General features: G+C 61.3%; 19 protein-coding genes. 13 read left to right on the plus strand and 6 right to left on the minus strand.

What is annotated here, in order from left to right; genetic code table 11:
* The 6 genes from BMZ23_RS13495 to BMZ23_RS13520 form a co-directional block, all read right to left on the minus strand.
* Positions 1–1431: an aspartate kinase gene (locus tag BMZ23_RS13495; protein WP_093478493.1), complete on the minus strand. Its 1431-nt coding sequence runs from the start codon at positions 1429–1431 to the stop codon at positions 1–3.
* A gap of 49 nt (positions 1432–1480) precedes the next feature.
* Positions 1481–1864, minus strand: a complete 384-nt coding sequence (locus BMZ23_RS13500) for an ectoine synthase (protein WP_093478496.1) — start codon at positions 1862–1864, stop codon at positions 1481–1483.
* Positions 1865–1938: 74 nt separating this feature from the next.
* Positions 1939–3225, minus strand: a complete 1287-nt coding sequence (gene ectB / locus BMZ23_RS13505) for a diaminobutyrate--2-oxoglutarate transaminase (protein ID WP_093478499.1) — start codon at positions 3223–3225, stop codon at positions 1939–1941.
* A gap of 18 nt (positions 3226–3243) precedes the next feature.
* Entirely contained in the window at positions 3244–3753 is a 510-nt protein-coding gene (gene ectA / locus BMZ23_RS13510; RefSeq protein WP_245748238.1) for a diaminobutyrate acetyltransferase, read from the minus strand.
* Positions 3754–4050: 297 nt separating this feature from the next.
* Positions 4051–4488: an OsmC family protein gene (locus tag BMZ23_RS13515; RefSeq protein WP_093478505.1), complete on the minus strand. Its 438-nt coding sequence runs from the start codon at positions 4486–4488 to the stop codon at positions 4051–4053.
* 146 nt (positions 4489–4634) lie between these two features.
* Positions 4635–4820, minus strand: coding sequence for a hypothetical protein (locus BMZ23_RS13520; RefSeq protein ID WP_093478508.1), 186 nt, complete (start codon positions 4818–4820; stop codon positions 4635–4637).
* A 282-nt stretch (positions 4821–5102) separates the two neighbouring features.
* Between BMZ23_RS13520 and BMZ23_RS13525 the strand changes: the two genes are divergently transcribed.
* From BMZ23_RS13525 to bamD, 13 genes are read left to right on the plus strand one after another with little or no spacing between them, the layout of a single operon-like run.
* Positions 5103–5984: a type II secretion system protein N gene (locus BMZ23_RS13525; RefSeq protein WP_177197290.1), complete on the plus strand. Its 882-nt coding sequence runs from the start codon at positions 5103–5105 to the stop codon at positions 5982–5984.
* Between the two features lie 6 nt (positions 5985–5990).
* A complete protein-coding gene (gene gspD, locus BMZ23_RS13530) occupies positions 5991–7979 on the plus strand; it encodes a type II secretion system secretin GspD (RefSeq protein WP_218143610.1) in 1989 nt (662 codons plus the stop codon).
* Positions 7980–7998: 19 nt separating this feature from the next.
* Positions 7999–9504, plus strand: a complete 1506-nt coding sequence (gspE, locus tag BMZ23_RS13535) for a type II secretion system ATPase GspE (protein ID WP_177197294.1) — start codon at positions 7999–8001, stop codon at positions 9502–9504.
* A 1-nt stretch (position 9505) separates the two neighbouring features.
* Positions 9506–10717, plus strand: coding sequence for a type II secretion system inner membrane protein GspF (gspF, locus tag BMZ23_RS13540; RefSeq protein WP_093478516.1), 1212 nt, complete (start codon positions 9506–9508; stop codon positions 10715–10717).
* A gap of 1 nt (position 10718) precedes the next feature.
* Positions 10719–11174, plus strand: coding sequence for a type II secretion system major pseudopilin GspG (gene gspG / locus BMZ23_RS13545; RefSeq protein WP_093478519.1), 456 nt, complete (start codon positions 10719–10721; stop codon positions 11172–11174).
* A gap of 6 nt (positions 11175–11180) precedes the next feature.
* Positions 11181–11720: a pilus assembly FimT family protein gene (locus tag BMZ23_RS13550; protein WP_093478522.1), complete on the plus strand. Its 540-nt coding sequence runs from the start codon at positions 11181–11183 to the stop codon at positions 11718–11720.
* Entirely contained in the window at positions 11707–12090 is a 384-nt protein-coding gene (gene gspI, locus BMZ23_RS13555) for a type II secretion system minor pseudopilin GspI (RefSeq protein WP_093478525.1), read from the plus strand. The genes BMZ23_RS13550 and gspI overlap by 14 nt, the downstream gene beginning before the upstream one ends.
* Positions 12087–12719: a type II secretion system minor pseudopilin GspJ gene (gene gspJ, locus BMZ23_RS13560; RefSeq protein WP_093478528.1), complete on the plus strand. Its 633-nt coding sequence runs from the start codon at positions 12087–12089 to the stop codon at positions 12717–12719. Before gspI ends, gspJ begins: the two co-directional genes overlap by 4 nt.
* A complete protein-coding gene (locus BMZ23_RS13565; protein ID WP_093478531.1) occupies positions 12716–13519 on the plus strand; it encodes a type II secretion system minor pseudopilin in 804 nt (267 codons plus the stop codon). Before gspJ ends, BMZ23_RS13565 begins: the two co-directional genes overlap by 4 nt.
* Before the next feature lie 16 nt (positions 13520–13535).
* Positions 13536–14765, plus strand: coding sequence for a type II secretion system protein GspL (gene gspL / locus BMZ23_RS13570; protein WP_177197291.1), 1230 nt, complete (start codon positions 13536–13538; stop codon positions 14763–14765).
* Positions 14762–15250, plus strand: a complete 489-nt coding sequence (gspM, locus tag BMZ23_RS13575; protein WP_093478537.1) for a type II secretion system protein GspM — start codon at positions 14762–14764, stop codon at positions 15248–15250. Before gspL ends, gspM begins: the two co-directional genes overlap by 4 nt.
* Positions 15247–15996: a type II secretion system protein N gene (locus tag BMZ23_RS13580; RefSeq protein ID WP_093478540.1), complete on the plus strand. Its 750-nt coding sequence runs from the start codon at positions 15247–15249 to the stop codon at positions 15994–15996. The genes gspM and BMZ23_RS13580 overlap by 4 nt, the downstream gene beginning before the upstream one ends.
* Entirely contained in the window at positions 15993–16610 is a 618-nt protein-coding gene (gene bamD, locus BMZ23_RS13585; protein WP_177197292.1) for an outer membrane protein assembly factor BamD, read from the plus strand. Before BMZ23_RS13580 ends, bamD begins: the two co-directional genes overlap by 4 nt.
* The last annotated feature ends 359 nt before the right edge of the window (positions 16611–16969 follow it).

Here is a 16969-nt window from a genome sequence, read left to right on the forward strand (position 1 = left end):
TCAGGCGGCGGCGATGACGTCGCCGTGGTTTTCCGGTTCGATCAGCGCCTGGTGCAGGGCGGCGACGGCGGCCTGGTAGTCGTCTTCGTCGACGATGCATTGCATTTCCACCTGACGGATTGACTGGTGGATGGCCTGGATGTTGATGCCGTTTTCCGCCAGTGCGGCGACGGTTTTCGCCAGTATGCCCTTGACCTTGAGGTCGGAGCCGATCGCCGAGACGATGGCGATGTTGTGCAGGTTGACCTCGGCCATCGGGTATTTCTCTTCGATCAGGCGCATGGCGCGGTTCAGGTTCTTGCGTGAGCCGGCCACGTAGAAGGTGATGCTGTTGGCATCCGAGTCCTTGTTCACCAGATACAGCTTGAGCTGCTTGAGCAGTTTGCTGATTTCGATGTCGTAGCCGACGTCACCGAGCATTTCCTGATCGAACACTTCCAGCCCGAATACATCGGTGCGCCCGGCAATGATTTCCACGCAGGGTTTGGCGCTGCGGTAGTCCTGGCTGATCAGGGTGCCGCCGTGGTCGGGTTCGAAGGCGTTCTTGATGCGCAGCTGGATGCCGGCGCGGCGCAGGGTGCGCGCGGCCCTGGGGTGGATCGCTTCCATGCCGAGGTTGGACAGCTGGTCGGCGACGTCGTAGTTGGTGCGGCCGATGGTCACCACCTTGTCGACCCCGACCAGATTCGGGTCGGCGCTGGAGAGGTGGTATTCCTTGTGGATGATGGCTTCGCGGGCGCCGGTGCTGGCGGCGATCTGGGCGAAGGTGATTTCGCTGTAGCCACGGTCGAAACTGTTCATCAGGCCTTGCTGGCAGTGGGTGTAGCCGGTGGCGACCACCAGTTCGCGGCGCAGATCAATGCCGGCGAAGCTGTCCTTGATCATCTGCTGGAAGTCTTTGGGCTGCTCGAGGTTCCAGCCGGTGAGGTCGACCAGGCGGGCGCGCACGCCGTGTTTTTTCAGTGCCAATACGGTGTTGAAGGCGCTGTGCGCTTCGCCCAGTGAGGCGAGCATCTCGCGCACTTTCATCAGCTGTTCACTGAGCTGGAAATGCCCGTAGCTGCACAGTTGCTGCAGGCTGAGCATGCAGTTGCGTACGTCGCTGACGCGCGCGTCGATAAAGCGGTCGGCGGCCTGCAGTTCGTAGTCGCTGCTGAACAGTTCGGCGTTCTTGGCTTTCATTTTCGCCAGTACGGCGTCGAGTGCGTCGAGCCAGGCGTCTTCGTTGTGGGCGTCGGCAAAACGCTGGTAGACGCCGGGTTCGCCGGTTTTCTTGTGTTCCAGCAGGGCGTTGGTCATGCCGCTGTAGGCGGAAACGACGAACACGCGCTGGTACAGCTCTGTGCCCTGACGTTGGCCGATGAATATGTTGTGCAGTACTTCGTCGAAGCGGCTCATCGAGGTGCCGCCGATTTTTTCTACTGTGTGCATAGTCTGGTTGCCGTCCTGGTGGTTAGTGGGCCGTGCGGTTGATCCGCTCTCAATCCAGCGGGTAGACGCCGTCCTGGTCGTGGACTTCCTTGCCGCTCAGTGGCGGGTTGAACACGCAGGCCATCTTCATGTCTTCACTGCCGCCGCGCAGCAGGTGCTCGTCGTGCTGGTCGAGGATGTACAGGGTCCCGGCCTCGATCGGGTAGACCTTGCCGTCGGCCAGGGTCTGGATCTCGCCATTGCCGCTCATGCAGTACACCGACTCCAGGTGATTCTTGTAGTGGATGTGGGTTTCGGTGTTGGCCTTGATGGTGGTGATGTGGAAAGAGAAGCCCATGTTGTCGTCTTTCAGCAACATGCGCACGCTTTCCCAGTTCTCGGAAACCACGCGGCGGTCAGAATTTTCACAGTCTTTCAGGGTGCGGACGATCATCGGCACTCTCCTTGGGGTGTCTGTTATTGAATAGGGGAGGCGGCCGGGTGCTGGGCCCGGCACGCTGGCGCGGCTCAGGAGGCGGCGCTGTTGACGTCCTGCGCCATCACCTTGGCGAAGGCGGCGTCGAGGATGGTCATGGCCTTGTCGATCTGCTCTTCGCTGATGATCAGCGGGCACAGGCACTTGACCACCTGGCTGTGGTTGCCGCTGGTTTCGATGACCAGACCGTTGGCAAAGGCTTCCTTGCAGATGGCGCCGGCCAGTTCACCGTTCGGGCAGTTGATGCCGACCATCATGCCGCGACCTTTGACAAACAGTGAGTCGGGGCCATGCTTGCGCACGATCTTCTGCATGCGTTCCTTGATCAGCTTGCCCTTGGCCTGTACCGATTTGGCGAACTCGTCGCTGGTCCAGAAATGCTCGATGGCGGCGGCGGCTGTAATAAAGGCATGGTTGTTGCCACGGAAGGTGCCGTTGTGCTCGCCCGGCTCCCACTGGTCCAGTTCACGGCGCAGCAGCACCATGGCGAACGGCAGGCCATAGCCGCTGAGCGACTTGGACAGGGTGATGATGTCCGGCTTGATGCCCATGCCTTCGAAGCTGAAGAAGCTGCCGGTGCGGCCACAGCCGGCCTGGATGTCGTCGACGATCAGCAGCATGTCGTGCTTGCGGCAGAGTTTTTCCAGCTTGCGCATCCATTCGGCCGAGGCGGTGTTCAGACCGCCTTCACCCTGGACCACCTCGACAATCACTGCCGCCGGGATGTCGACGCCGCTGCTCGGGTCGCTGAGCAGTTTGTCGATCATCGCGATGGTGTTGACGTTGTCGCCGTAGTAGTTGGCGTAGGGCATGCGGCTGATTTCTGCCATGGCCACGCCGGCGGCGCCACGGTGGTGCTGGTTGCCGGTGGCGGCGAGGGCGCCGAGGCTGCAGCCGTGGAAGCCGTTGGTGAAGCTGATCACGTTGCTGCGACCGGTGACCTTGCGTGCCAGCTTGAGCGCGGCTTCCACGGCGTTGGTGCCGGTTGGGCCGCAGAACTGGGCAACATGCTCACCCAGGCCGCGCGGCTTGAGGATCACCCGGTGCAGGGTTTCCAGAAATTTTTCCTTGGCATCGGTATACATGTCGAGGCCATGGGTGATGCCGTCGTTCTGGATGTAGTCGATCAGTGCCTGCTTCAGCACCGGGTGGTTGTGCCCGTAGTTGAGGGTGCCGGCGCCGGCCAGGAAGTCGATCCAGACCTTGCCTTCGCGGCTGATCAGCTCGGCGCCGCGAGCCTGGTTGAAAACCACGGGGAACGACCGGCAGTAGCTGCGAATGTTGGATTCGTGTTGTTCGAACTGTTCGAAGGTGCTCATGGTGTCTCCTGGGGTTTGTCAGGCTGTTTTTATGGTGAAGGGGCCGGCACGGTAAAGCACTTCGTCGTCGTGCTGACCGTCAAAATGTTGGTTGCGGGCAAACACTACGTTTGTCTGCGGGGTTACGCCGAGCTGGCTGAAGGCCTTGCGGAACAGCGCCTCTGAGGCGAGGTTGCCGGGACTGATGGTGGTCTCCAGCCAGCGCACGCCGTTGGCGGCGCAGCGTTCGATCAGCCCCATCAGCATGCGCAGGGCCAGGCCCTGACCGCGCAGGCGGTCGTCGACCGCAACCTGCCAGACAAACAGGGTGTCGGGTCGGGCGGGTGGGCGGTAGCCGGAGATAAAACCGACCAGTTCACCCTCGGCGTTTTCGGCGGCGATGCCGGTGGCGGCGAAGTCACTGCATTGCAGCAGGTTGCAGTAGACCGAGTTGGTATCCAGTGGCGGGCAGCGTTTTACCAGCTGGTTGAGTGCGTAGCCGTCGGTGGCTCGCGGGCAACGCAAGGTGGTTTCTGTGCTGTTTGTCAAAGTCTCTTCCTGAATGCTTTCATCCAAAATCCTTCTATATGAAAACATATGAGGGAAATAATCTCAAGCCGGAAGCTCGGCTAGCTCCATGCGGCATAGCTTGTTTTGCGCCTGAATCAGAGGTTTAAGGCCTTGTTTTATTGGGCTTTTGTGTGTTTCAAGAGCTTTTATTTCGTGATTGTCATTTGTGCTGAAAGCTTCATGTCTTTTTACATGTATTGAATTTTCAATTAAATCTTTATGACAGAAACAAAAACGCCCGCAAATAGCGGGCGTAGGTGGCGGGTCTGTGGCTGTTCAGTCTTTCAGTCGCGTGCTCAGTCGGGTGCCGTGAGTCAGGTTATCGGCCACGGGGCAGCGTTTTTCTATCAACTCGAGAAAGGCTTGTTTGGCTGGAAGGTCCAGGTCGGCATCAATATCCACGGTAACCCGCAATTCCTGAAAGCCAGGGCGCACGTCAAGGTTGCGGCCAAGCAGACCGTCCGGGTCGTAATCGGCTTCCAGCGAAAATTGCATGCCACGCAACTCGATTTTCTGCTGATGGGCAATGTAGCGACCGATAGTGCCGAAACAGCCGGCTACCGAGGCCAGTATGGCTTCCAGTGGGCTGGGTCCCTTGTCCTGCCCTCCGGCACCCTTGGGCTGGTCCATATACAAGGTGTGCTGGCCACACTGGACTTCGATGGTCATGCCGGCGTTCATCCGGCCTTCGGCGCGCAAGGTCTTGAGTGTCATTCGGGAAGCTCTCGCAGGTTAACGGCAGTTGCCATGGGTTGCAGGCGAGAAAAAGCCTCGCCCGGACTGGTGGTCAGTCTGGGCGATTCGGGAGGGAGGGGCATTGATGTGCGTCAATATACCCGCAGGGGTATTTTTCGGGTGTATCAGCGTCCGCCGAGCAGGCTGCCGAGTTTGCCAAGCAGTGATTGCTTTTCATTGCTGTTGTTGCCGCTCTTGGCTGGCTCGAAGGTACCAACAGCGGCCTGGCTGTCTTGCTGTTTGGCTTTGCTGTCCTGGTGGCCTTGGCCGCCACAGCCGCCGCAGCAGGAGGATTTTTCGGTGTCGCTCATGTGATGTCTCCCTTGGAAATAAGTGCGCAGGATGATTGCGCGAGAGTGCTACAGATCAGACGTGCTGTCCAGTCAAGGGGGGGGAGTGCGTCAATCTGTCACCTGATGCGCATAGTATTCCGAAATAACCCATAGAGGGGTCTTGCCCGGCTCCCGGCATTCCGTAACAATCGCTGCAACGAGGCCTGTCGCAGGCACAACAACCAAAAAGATCAAAAACGTACTGCGAATCTCGCCCGGTTGCCAAAGGCCTGGGGTGAACGTTTTTGTCATGGAGAGATGATGCCGCAGGCTGCTGTTTTTTCCTCTCGCGCATGGGTCAATCTGGGCCTGTTGGCGGGTCTGTTGCTGGCAGGCCTGCTGCTGGCACGGATCACCTGGATGTTTCTTTATCCGCAGTCGTTAATCAGTGCAGGCGCTGCGGGCGATCACCCGGAGTTTGTTGCTGCGACCACGTCGGCGAATGCCCCCGGATTTGCCGAGCTTGCCCGGTTGTCCGTATTCGGTGCTGCAGCCCAGGCGGTACCTTCACTGCGAGAAGCTCCCGATACCCAGCTTAACTGGACGCTCAGGGGGGTTCTGGCTAATCCCGATCCTGCGCGTAGCGCCGCTTTATTGGCCGTGCAAGGCCAGCCGGAGCGTGCCTGGCGGGTTGGCGCACGTCTGCCGGGCAATGTGACACTTGAAGAAATTCATCCGGATCGCGTGATTCTGTCGCGAGGCGGTAGTCTTGAGACCTTACGCTTGCCGCGCGCAGAACTCAGGGGGGCAGAATCGGCCCCGCGGCGCGCGCAGCGCTTGCCTGCATTGCCACCGGTTGAGGCCAGCGCGGACCTCAGTCTGGCCGAGGATGGCGGGGTGGCGCGCATTGACCGCGATGCCTGGCTGGCTGAACCGTCACGTTTTCTCGAGGTGGTAAGCGCCACACCGGTGCTGGTTGATGGGCGCATGCGAGGGCTTGAAGTGCGTCCGTCGCGCAATGCCCGCGAGTTTGCTGCCGCCGGCCTGCAGGCCGGCGATGTGGTGACTGCCGTGGAAGGGCGCCCGGTCGCTGACATCAACGATTATCGCGACCTGTTGCAGGACCTTTCCGGCGTCGGCTCAGTGAGCCTGGCGGTGGAGCGAAATGGCGAGCCGATCACAATAACCATAAGCATGGACTGAACCACAATGCCGAAGATGTTATCCATTGCCCGTTTGACCTTGCCGCTGATGCTGGGCCTTTCGCTCGTCGCTCCGTTGACACAGGCGCAAGTGGCAGGCGCCACCAGTGGGGACGAGTTGGTGCTGAATCTGCGGGACGCCGACATCAACGGGCTGGTGGAGATTGTCAGTCAGGAAACCGGAATCAATTTTATTGTCGATCCGCGGGTGCGTGGCCAGGTCAACGTGGTTTCGGGGCGGCCGGTCAAGCGCGACGAGCTGTATGACCTGTTTCTCGGGGTGCTCAAGTCCTATGGTTTTGCGGCGGTTGCTGGCAGCGAGGGGGTAGTGCGCATTGTGCCGGAGGTGCAGGCCAAGGAAAACGAGATTCCCGGTCTGGCCGGTGATACCCGTGGCGATGAAATGATTACCCATGTGATCGGCGTCAAGCACATCAATGCCGGTCAGCTGGTACGCATCCTGCGTCCGCTGGTACCCAAGGGCGGCCATCTGGCCGCGGCAGCCGAGTCCAACTCACTGGTGATTGCCGATACGGCCGCCAATGTCCGGCGTATCCAGGCGCTGATCGAGAGCATCGACCAGCAGTCGATGGAGGACATCGAACTGATTGCCCTGCGTCATGCCTCGGCCAGTGACATAGTCCGCATCATTCAGGGGCTGGAAAGCAGCCAGCAGGGCGAAGACATCACCAAGCGTCCGCGGGTAATGGCGGATGAGCGAACCAATAGCGTGATTCTGCGCAGCGATCCGGAGCAGCGCAGCACCTTGCGCAACATGATCCTGCAACTGGATGTGCCGGGTGAGGATGGCAATACCCAGGTGCATTATCTGCGCTATGCCAAGGCTGAGGATGTCGCCGAGGTGCTGCAGGGGATTGCCGAAGGGCGCGCCCAGCACCAGACGGACATGTCCGCAGCCCAGCCGGTACTGGTGCGGGCACATAACAGTACCAATTCGGTGGTAATCAATGCGCCGGCCGAACTGGCGCGGGATTTGTCGGCAGTGATCCGCCAGCTGGATATCCGCCGCGCCCAGGTGCTGGTCGAGGCGGTGATTGCAGAGGTGTCCTATGATCGCGCCCGTGAGCTGGGCGTGCAGTGGGGAATAGGCAACGAACGCAATGGCGTGGGTCTGGTGAATTTTTCCCGTGGTGGACGCGGTATTGTCGATCTTGCAGCAGGTGTCAGTGCCTTTCTTGAGGGCAATGTTACCGAGCCACCGTCACTGGCCCCCGGTCTGAGTCTGGGTGGGATTGGGCGCAGCGGCAGCACTCAGATTGCATTGCTGGTGAATGCCCTGCGTGGCGACAGCTCCAGCAATATTCTGTCAACGCCCAGTCTGCTGACGCTGGATAACGAGGAGGCCGAAATTGTGGTCGGTCAGAACGTGCCTTTCAGGTCGGGCCGTTCGATTGAAACCTCGGGGCAGGCTTTTGACACCATCCAGCGCGAGGATGTGGGTATCAAGTTGCGCATTCGTCCGCAGATCAACGAGGGCAATGCGGTGCGTCTGGAGATTTCCCAGGAGGTCTCGCAGATTGCCCAGGGGGCCGACGGTGCTGCTGATCTGATTACCAACAAGCGCAGTCTGAATACCCATGTGATGGTGGATGACAATGAGCTGATTGTGCTTGGTGGTCTGATTGACGACCAGGTGGTGGAGACCCGTGACCAGGTGCCGGGGCTGGGCAGTATTCCGGGGGTGGGTCGTTTGTTCCGCTACGACGGAGCGCGGGCAGAAAAGCGCAATCTGATGATTTTCCTGCGGCCGGTGATTGTGCGAGATTCGGCGGTGGCCGAGAGCCTGACCCACAGCAAGTACAGTTATATCCGTGACCAGCAACTGAATGAGCAGAATCGTGGCGGCAGCCTGCTGGGCGATCAGGCCAGGCCGCTGTTGCCGGACTGGAACTATCTGCTGACGCTGCCGCCGCCCTTCGAGAACAGCATGGGCTCTGCGACGGTGATTCCGGTCGCTGCGCCGCCCAAGCCTTGAGGTGAGCGCGATGAGCGAGATGCTGGAGTCTGCCGAGCTGCCGGGTACTGCCGAACGCCCCGGTGAAACCGGATACCGCTTTGCCCGGCGTTTCGGGGTACTGGCGGGTGATCTGGGCGCAAACGGTCTGGAAGTCTTTGTGCGTGGTGACTGCGATCCGCAGGCGCTGCTGGAGTTGCGCCGGCGCAGTGGCCATCCGTTGTGTCCGGTGCAACTGGATGACGACAGTTTTGCCGCGCGACTGCGCGAACGTTACGAGCGTTCCTCCAACGATGCCATGCAGTTTGTCGAGGGCCTGGGCGATGACGCCGATCTGATGTCGGTGGCGCAGTCGCTGTCGGAGCCGGAGGATCTGCTCGAGTCGCAGGACGAGGCGCCGATTATCCGGCTGATCAACGCGCTGCTGGCCGAGGCAGTCAAGGAAAATGCCTCGGACATCCATATCGAACCCTTTGAGAACCGCCTGTCGGTGCGCTTCCGTGTCGACGGCGTGCTGCGCGAGGTGCTGGAGCCGCCACGTGCGCTGGCGCCGGTAATCGTCTCGCGGATCAAGGTGATGGCCAAGCTGGATATCGCCGAGAAGCGTCTGCCACAGGACGGTCGCATCGGTTTGCGGCTGGTGGGGCGCTCGGTTGATGTGCGGGTATCGACCCTGCCGTCAGGCTATGGCGAGCGGGTGGTGCTGCGTCTGCTGGATAAGCAGGCCGGGCGCCTGGAGCTGCGCCAGCTGGGCATGGGTGACGGACACTACGAGGCAATGGAGCGGATCATCAGCAAGCCGCACGGTATTGTGCTGGTGACCGGCCCGACCGGTTCGGGCAAGACCACCACCCTGTATTCCGCGCTGATGCGCCTGAACGACCGTAGCCGCAATATTCTCACGGTTGAGGACCCGATTGAGTATTACCTGGACGGGATTGGCCAGACCCAGATCAATGCCAAGGTTGATATGACCTTTGCCCGTGGCTTGCGGGCAATCCTGCGTCAGGATCCGGATGTGGTGATGGTGGGCGAGATCCGTGACGTGGAAACCGTACAGATTGCCATTCAGGCCAGTCTCACCGGCCATCTGGTGTTCTCTACCCTGCATACCAACACCGCCGTGGGGGCCATTACCCGTTTGCGCGATATGGGCATAGAGCCTTTTCTGTTGTCCTCGACGCTCAATGGTGTGCTGGCACAACGGCTGGTGCGCACGCTCTGCCGGGATTGCCGGCAAGCCCATCCGGCAACCCCCGCGGAGTGCCAGTTGCTGGGTGTTGATCCGCAGTCGGCACCGCTCATATACCGGCCGGCTGGATGCGACAGTTGCAATGGCAGTGGCTATCGCGGGCGTACCGGTATCTATGAAGTGATCGAGGTGGATGACACCCTGCGCGGCCTGATCCACGACGGAGCCAGTGAGCAGTCCATGCTGCGGCATGCACGGCTGTCGCAGCAGGGCATCCGTCAGGATGGGCTGCGTCGCGTACTGGATGGCCAGACCACCCTGGAAGAAGTGCTGCGCGTGACACGGGAGGACTGAGATGCCGGCCTTCGAATACCAGGCGCTGGACAATCGTGGCCGAACCCGCAAGGGGGTGGAAGAAGGCGATTCGGCGCGTCAGGTAAGAGCGCGTCTGCGCGAACAGGGGCTGACACCAATGCAGGTCGAGCAGGTGGCCGAGCGGCGCTCTGGCCGTCGGCGGCCCTTGCTGGAGCGCCGCGTTAAGCCGCTGGAGTTGTCATTGGCGACCCGCCAGATGGCCACCCTGGCACGTGCCGGCATGCCGATCGAGGAAGTGCTTGGCACCGTGGCCAGACAGAGTGAGTCGCCACGTATGCGCACCACACTGTCGGCCGTACGCACCCGGGTCATGGAAGGGTTGCCGCTGGCCCATGCGCTGGGGGAGTTCCCCTCGGTATTTCCGCCGATCTACCGCACTACCATCGCCGCCGGCGAGCAGGCCGGGCGGATGGAGCTGGTGCTGGAGCGGCTCGCTGATAATGTCGAGGCGCAACATGCGCTGCGTCAGAAGATCCAGCTGGCGATGTTCTATCCGGCAATACTGACGCTGGTGGCCATTCTGGTCACGGTGGCGCTGCTGACTTATGTGGTGCCGCAAGTGGTACAAGTGTTTGCCGGCATGAATCAGGAGTTACCGTTGCTGACGCGCAGCCTGATTGCCGTAAGCGACTTCATGCGTAGCTGGGGGTTGTTGCTGGCTGCTGCCATTGTGGCCGCCGTGGTTGGTACCCGGGTGCTGTTGCAGAAACCGCTTCTGCGCCTGCGCTGGGATGCCGGGATGCTGCGGCTACCCTTGATCGGGCGCTTGACCCGAGGGCTGAATACCGCACGCTTTGCCCGCACCTTGAACATTCTGGCCGGCAGCGGTGTGCCCTTGCTGGATGCGCTGAATATGAGCGCCAGTGTGGTCAGCAACACGCCAATGCGTGAGGCGGTCAGCGAGGCGACCAAGCGTGTGCGGGAGGGGTCCGGGGTTGGCGCGGCACTGGAGCGCAGTGGCTATTTTCCGCCAATGACCCTCAGCCTGATCAAAAGCGGCGAATCCAGTGGCACCCTGGACAGCATGCTCGAGCGCGCGGCAGAAACCCAGGAACGTGAGCTGGAAGCGCGCATCGCCATTGTCATGGGCGTGTTCGAGCCGCTGATCATTCTTCTGATGGGCGCAATTGTGCTCATTATCGTACTGGCAATCCTGTTGCCGATCTTCGAACTCAACCAGATGGTCAATTGACATGCATAGCCTTACAACATTGCAACGGGCCCGCCAGCAGGGCTTTACCCTGATCGAAATCATGGTGGTGGTGGTGATTCTCGGCATTCTGGCTGCCGTGGTGGTGCCGCGGGTGATGGACAGGCCCGATCAGGCCCGCCTGAGCAAGGCGCAGAACGATATCCGGGCGATCGAGGCGGCGCTCAATCTGTACCGCTTGGACAATTTCGATTATCCGGCCACCGAGCAGGGGCTGCGCGCTCTGGTGACCCGTCCCACCGGTCAGGATGCTCCGCGCAACTGGCGTGCCGGTGGCTATCTGGAACGTTTGCAGAAAGACCCCTGGGGCAATGACTACCAGTACCTGCGTCCGGGACGTGAAGATCGCGAGTTTGACCTGTTCAGCATGGGTGCCGACGGTCGTCCGGGTGGCACCGGCAACAATGCCGATATCGGTAACTGGGAATTGCAGGACTGATTGGCCATGGGCATCGCCAGTCGGCGAGCAGGCAATCGCAGTCGGGGGTTTACCCTGATCGAGTTGCTGGTGGTGCTGGTGCTGGTGGGCATTGTTGCTGGTCTGGCGGTGCTTGCAATTGGCGATCCGGCCGAGCGCCAGTTACAGCGCGAGATCGAGCGTTTGCAGACGGTGCTTGAGTTGGCGCGTGATGAGGCCATGATCGCTGGTGGCAGTGAGCGGGCGCTGGGGTTGCGAGCTGATGGTTACAGTCTGCTGGAATTGCGGGTGCTGGATGATCGGCGGCGTGAGTGGGCTGCGGTCAACGACCGTTTGCTGGGCCAGCGCGAGCTGGACGCTAGCCTGTTCGAGATCAGTCTGGAGCAGGGCGGCCGGCGCATCCCCTTGTCTCTTGCTGGCAGTTGGGAGCCCCATGTGGGCATAGGTGATACCGGTGAGATGACACCGGCGTTGATCGGACTGAAATTGCGTACGCGCGGAGCCCAGCAGCGTTTTCTGCAGATTGCCTTCGAGGGGCGGCTGGAGGTACTGCATGAGCGTCCGTGAGCGGGGGTTCTCACTGCTTGAAGTGTTGGTGGCGCTGACGGTGCTGACAGTGGCGCTGGGCGCCCTGATCAAGGCGGGTTCGGATCACGCGCGCAACACCCAGTACCTGCGTGAGCGAACTCTGGCGCACTGGGCAGGCCAGAATCTGCTGGCGGAGTATGAGGCCGGTTTGCGCCCGGCAAGTGCCGGGCATTCCGGCGAGGTGGAGATGGGGCCGTTACGCCTGGCGTTCCGGGTCGAGGTCAGCAACTACAGCCCCCAGGCGGTGGTGGCGTTGCCTCCGGTCAGGCGGATTGATGTGCGTGTGTGGCCGGCGGGTACCGATGAATCACGACAACTGGCTCAGGTCAGTGGATTTGTGCTGCCATGACGCACGACCAGTCAGGCGCTCAGCGTGGTTTCACCCTGATGGAGGTGTTGATTGCCCTGGTGGTATTCACGCTGATGAGCGTGATGGCCTATCAGGGGTTGCACTCGGTGCTGCAAAGTGAACAGGTTACCCGGGAGCAGGCGCGCCGATTGGCTGATCTGCAGGTGACCTTGAGTGTGCTGGAGCGGGATCTGGCCCAGGTAGTCAGCCGTCCGGTGCGTGATGAATTCGGTGACTGGTTACCGCCGCTGCGCCTGCGTGCCGGTGGTGATGCGCGTTTGCTTGAGCTGGTGCGTGCCGGTGCCGGCGGCAGCGAGCGACTGCGCCGCAGTGCCTGGCTGGTCAGCTCGCGCGGTTTGCAGCGGCAGTTGTGGCCAGGGGTGGATATTGCCGATGCCGACGCGTCACGAATCCAGCCGTTGGCAGAGCTGACGGGCGCCGGGCAGACCCTGGGGCTGGACAGCGGCTTTGTCTTTATTGTGCGTGGCAGCAGCGGGTTCGAACGCGTCGACAGCTGGCCACCGCCCGGTGTGGAGTTGGCAGAGGCCGGGCTACCGCTGGCTGTCGAAGTGGTGCTGGAGTTGCCGGATCTGGGTGTCATCCGTCGACTGATCAAGGTGGGCCTGTGACCGGGCCCCGGCAACAGCGTGGCGTGGCCTTGCTGACGGCTTTGCTGGTCATGGCGTTGTGCGTGAGTGCGGCAGTTGGTATGGCGGTGCGCGGACAAACGGATATCCGCCGGACTGCTGCCGTGTTCGAGCGCGACAGTGCCCGCCATATCGCACTGGGTGCAGAAAAGATGGCGATCCGACTGCTCGAGCAGGCCAGTGATGCCAATGGCCTGATGTGGCAGGAATGCCGCTCGCCGGAGCTGCCGGTCCAGGTGGATGGAGTGCGGGTGCTGGTGAGTCTGGACAACCTGCAGTGCCGTTACAACCTGAACACCCTGGCGGGTGCCGACGAGGACCAGCAGGCCTATTTTGCCCGGCTGGTGGATGAGGTGTCGCGCAGTTACTCGGTACGCTTGCCGCCTGGCAGTGAACTGGCGTTGCAAGTCAGTGACTGGATGAGTGCCGAGACCGATGACCCCGTATACCGCCTGCATGAGCCGCCGCGCTATTCCGGCAACCGGCCCTTGATGCTGGCTTCCGAGTTGATAGCCATTGCCCGGCTGGAGATGGACGCCTGGACGGCGCTGGCACCCTATATCACGGTCTATCCGGGGGCCATCAGCGTGATTGACGATCAGCGCAGTCCGGAACTGTTGCAACGGGTATTTGCGGATTATCCGCAGCCGCAACAAAAACCCTGGTTTATGCGGCTGGAGGTGGTGGTTGAGTTTGCTGACCGGCGTTTTTTCCAGTGTTCCCTGCTGGATGCGTCGAATGGGCTGGTCATCATCAGGGAACAGACGGCTTGCGAGCCATGAGAAAACAGAGGCAGTCATGTTGATAGTACTGATGCCCGAGCGGTTGCCCGCAGCCGGGCAGGACGCGGCGCCGTTGCCCTGGTGGCAGCTTGACGGTGACGGCATGGTGGCCGCTTGCGGCTGTGACACTCTGGTCTTGCTGGGCCAGAAGTATCCCGGAATGCCCTTGCGATTGCTGGCACCGGCTGGCTCGGTGGCGCTGCTGCGTGTTGATCTGCCGTCCAGACGGCCGGCAGCCATACGCGCGGCCTTGCCCTATGCGCTGGAAGAGCAACTGAGTCAGGAGCTGGATGAAGTGCACCTGGTTGCCGGTCCGCGTCGTGAGGATGGCCGGCTACTGGCAGCGGTGGTTGATCGTCAGTTGTTGCAGGGCTGGCTTGAACTGGTGACCCGCGCCGGTATGCGGGCAACGGCACTGGTGCCGGTGGCATTGCTGTTCGAGCGCTGGCGTGAGCCTCAGCAGCTGGTGTTGCTGCCAGCCAACTGGCCACAGGCCGAGGGCGCGCTGCTGGCGCTGGTGCCGGGGCAGGAAGCGCAACTGGTCGAATCTTCGTTGCTCGGGCTATGGCTGCCGCGCACCTTGGCACAGCTGGGCGAACCTGCACCCGACGTGGTAGCGCTGGGTTGTGACCTGTCGGCCGCCGGGTTGCCCGCCGGCGTCAGCCTGCAACAACAGACAGCGGTTGACATGCAGCACTGGTTGCAGCCCATGCGCAACAAGGTGCCGCTGAACCTGTTGACGGGTGATTTTGCCGTACGTGAGCAATCGGCCAGCTGGCAACGCCTGCGCCCTTTGGCCTGGGTTGCCGTGCTGTTGCTGGCGCTTGGCTGGTTGCAACTGGCCGCAGAAACCTGGCTGCTGGAACGCCAGCGCATGCAGACTGCGGATGCGATTGACGCGCTTTTTGATACAACCCTGCCGGGCAGCACACGGGTGATGCCGGTTGAGCAATTCCGGCAACTGCTCGGGGCATCCGCCAGCAACAGCCAGTCAAAGCCGGGCATGGGTAATTTGCTGTATGACGTGCTGGACACGCTGCGTCAGCAGCCACGGGTAACCCTGAAGCAGTTGCGGGCCAGTGGCAGTGAGCTGGAAATGGAACTGGAACTGGGCAGTTATGCCGAGCTTGAAGCCTTGCGAGAGGCACTCGCAGGGCGCGGAACCCTGCAGGAGCAACTGCAGGGTGCCGATTCGGCAGGTGAGAGTGTCAGTGCGCGTCTGCGTGTAAGCCGGAGGGGAACATGAAAGATTGGTGGGCAACACTACCGGCTCGGGACCAGCGTGTGCTGTTATTTGGTTCGCTGGCGCTGACGGCGATTCTGGGTTGGTTGCTGCTGTGGGAGCCGTTGCAGCTCAAGCGCGAGCAGTTACGTGCAGATAATGCACAGCTGCAAGCCGATTTGTCATGGATGCAGCAGGTGGCGCCTGAAGTACGCCGGCGTGCAGCCGGTTCAGGCAGGGCCAGCGTTCAGCGTCCGAGCGCCGGCTCGATCCTGTCATTGGTCGAAGTGTCGGCCAGTGCGGCCGGGTTGCGCGAGCAGCTGGAGCGAATCCAGCCGGAAGGCCAGGGCGCGCGACTCTGGCTGGAAGCTGTAGCCTTTGACCGGCTGATGGCCTGGCTGGCTGAACTTGAACAACGCAATGCCCTGCAAGTCACCCAGTTGGCTTTTGATCGTGGTAGCGAGCCGGGGCAGGTGTCTGCGCGGCTGCTGCTGGAGCCGGCTCCATGAGGTCATTGCGTATTGCTGCGGTTGTTGCGTTGCTGACAGGCTATTTGTTTGGGCTCTTGTGGTTTTTGCCGGCATCGCTGGTATGGCAGCAGATTGCCGGCCAATTACCGGGCGATATACAGGTGCAGAAAGTACAGGGCACGGTCTGGCGTGGCCGCGTGCTGGGATTGCACTTGCAGGGGTTGGACCACGGCCAGCTGAGCTGGAAGGTGCGCCCGTCCGGGTTGCTGCGTTTGCGTCTTGTCGCTGACCTGCACTGGTTGCCCCGTCAGGGACAGGTAAGCGCCCGCCTGCTTGCCGCTCCGGGTCGGCTGCAACTCTCTTCAGTCCAGGGTGAGCTGGACGCCCAGGGCATGGCTGCACTTCACCGTGCCCCGTTCATTCTTGAAGGGCGCTGGTTGCTGGATATCGAGCGGATTGAACTGGCCGAGCCGTCGCAGGTGACCCATGCCGAAGGCTGGCTGACCTGGCGTGGTGCCGCTGCCGGGCTGCCGGTTCCCTTGGCGCTCGGTGATCTGCAGGCGGCGTTGCGTGCCGAGGATGGCTGGCTGACGCTGACGTTGGCTGACCAGGGCGGTCCGTTGGGGCTGCGCGGCAATGCGCGCTGGCAGCCAACCCGGCCAATGTTCCTGGATACCGGCCTGCAGGCAAGGCCGCAGGCAGACCCGGCACTGGGGTCGGCCTTGTCGTTACTTGGGCGGGCGGATGCCGAAGGCTGGATTGAATGGGAGGCGAGTCTGCAATGAGAATTCTGATCTTGATTGTGGCCGCGCTGTGGCTGGCTGGGTGTGCCAGCACCTCTGGTCCGGCGGTGGAAGCCAGGCGCAGTGAAGTATTGCTGCAACTGGATAATGGGCGTTGCGATGAGGAGCTGAGTGGACGAGTACAGTCGTTGCGTGAACCGGATCTGCTGTTGCAGGCGGCCTGGGTTTGCGTTCAGCAAATGCAGACGGACGCTGCCGAAGGCTTGTTGAAGACCTACACGGCCAGCAGCCGGCAGACGGCCCATGCAGATTACGCTGCCTATCTGCAGGCAGTTACCAGCCTGCTGCGTTTCCAGTTGGCCGGCGAAGACGACCGGCAGCGGCTGGTGCTTGGACGCGAGGCCCACCAGCGTTATGCCGCTTTTGTTCGTGAGTATCCGTTGTCGGCCTATCGCCAGGATGCGGCGAACCATTTGCAGCAGTTGCACGATGCAATGGCTGCGGCTGAGTATCGTCTGGCCAGACTGGCACTGGAAACCGGCCGTGCTGACGAGGGCCAGCAGCGGTTGCGCTATTTGCAACGGGAGTACCCGCGCAGCCCGGCAGCGGCTGACGCGAATGTCCTGTTGCAGCAGTTACAGGGCCTTGGCAGGTGAAGGTTGTGCACATTGACTTCGAGGGAGCTGCAGGCTGTCAATCCCCCGTTTGATTTTTTTTGACAAATTCGCCTGTTTTTTGTCAAGTTGTTGAATATAAAGAACTATTTTATTTCTGTTCGTTTTTTGTGCAGATTGCCGCAGGCTACCAAGTACTAGGGGCGGGGAGGGTTTTCAAAGGACTTTGCACAGAGTTATCCACAGCTTCTGTGGGCAACTTTAGTCCTTCCCTCACAGCCTTATCGGGGTGATTTTTACTGCTAATGCCGGGTGCAATCCGGCGATTCTGGGGTGCGTTAAAGCGTTTCCGGTCAGGCATAAAAAAGGCCAGCAATACGCTGGCCTTTTTTGCTGCTTGG

The sequence above is a fragment of the Halopseudomonas yangmingensis genome, assembly GCF_900114825.1.
In the GTDB taxonomy this organism is placed as follows: domain Bacteria; phylum Pseudomonadota; class Gammaproteobacteria; order Pseudomonadales; family Pseudomonadaceae; genus Halopseudomonas; species Halopseudomonas yangmingensis.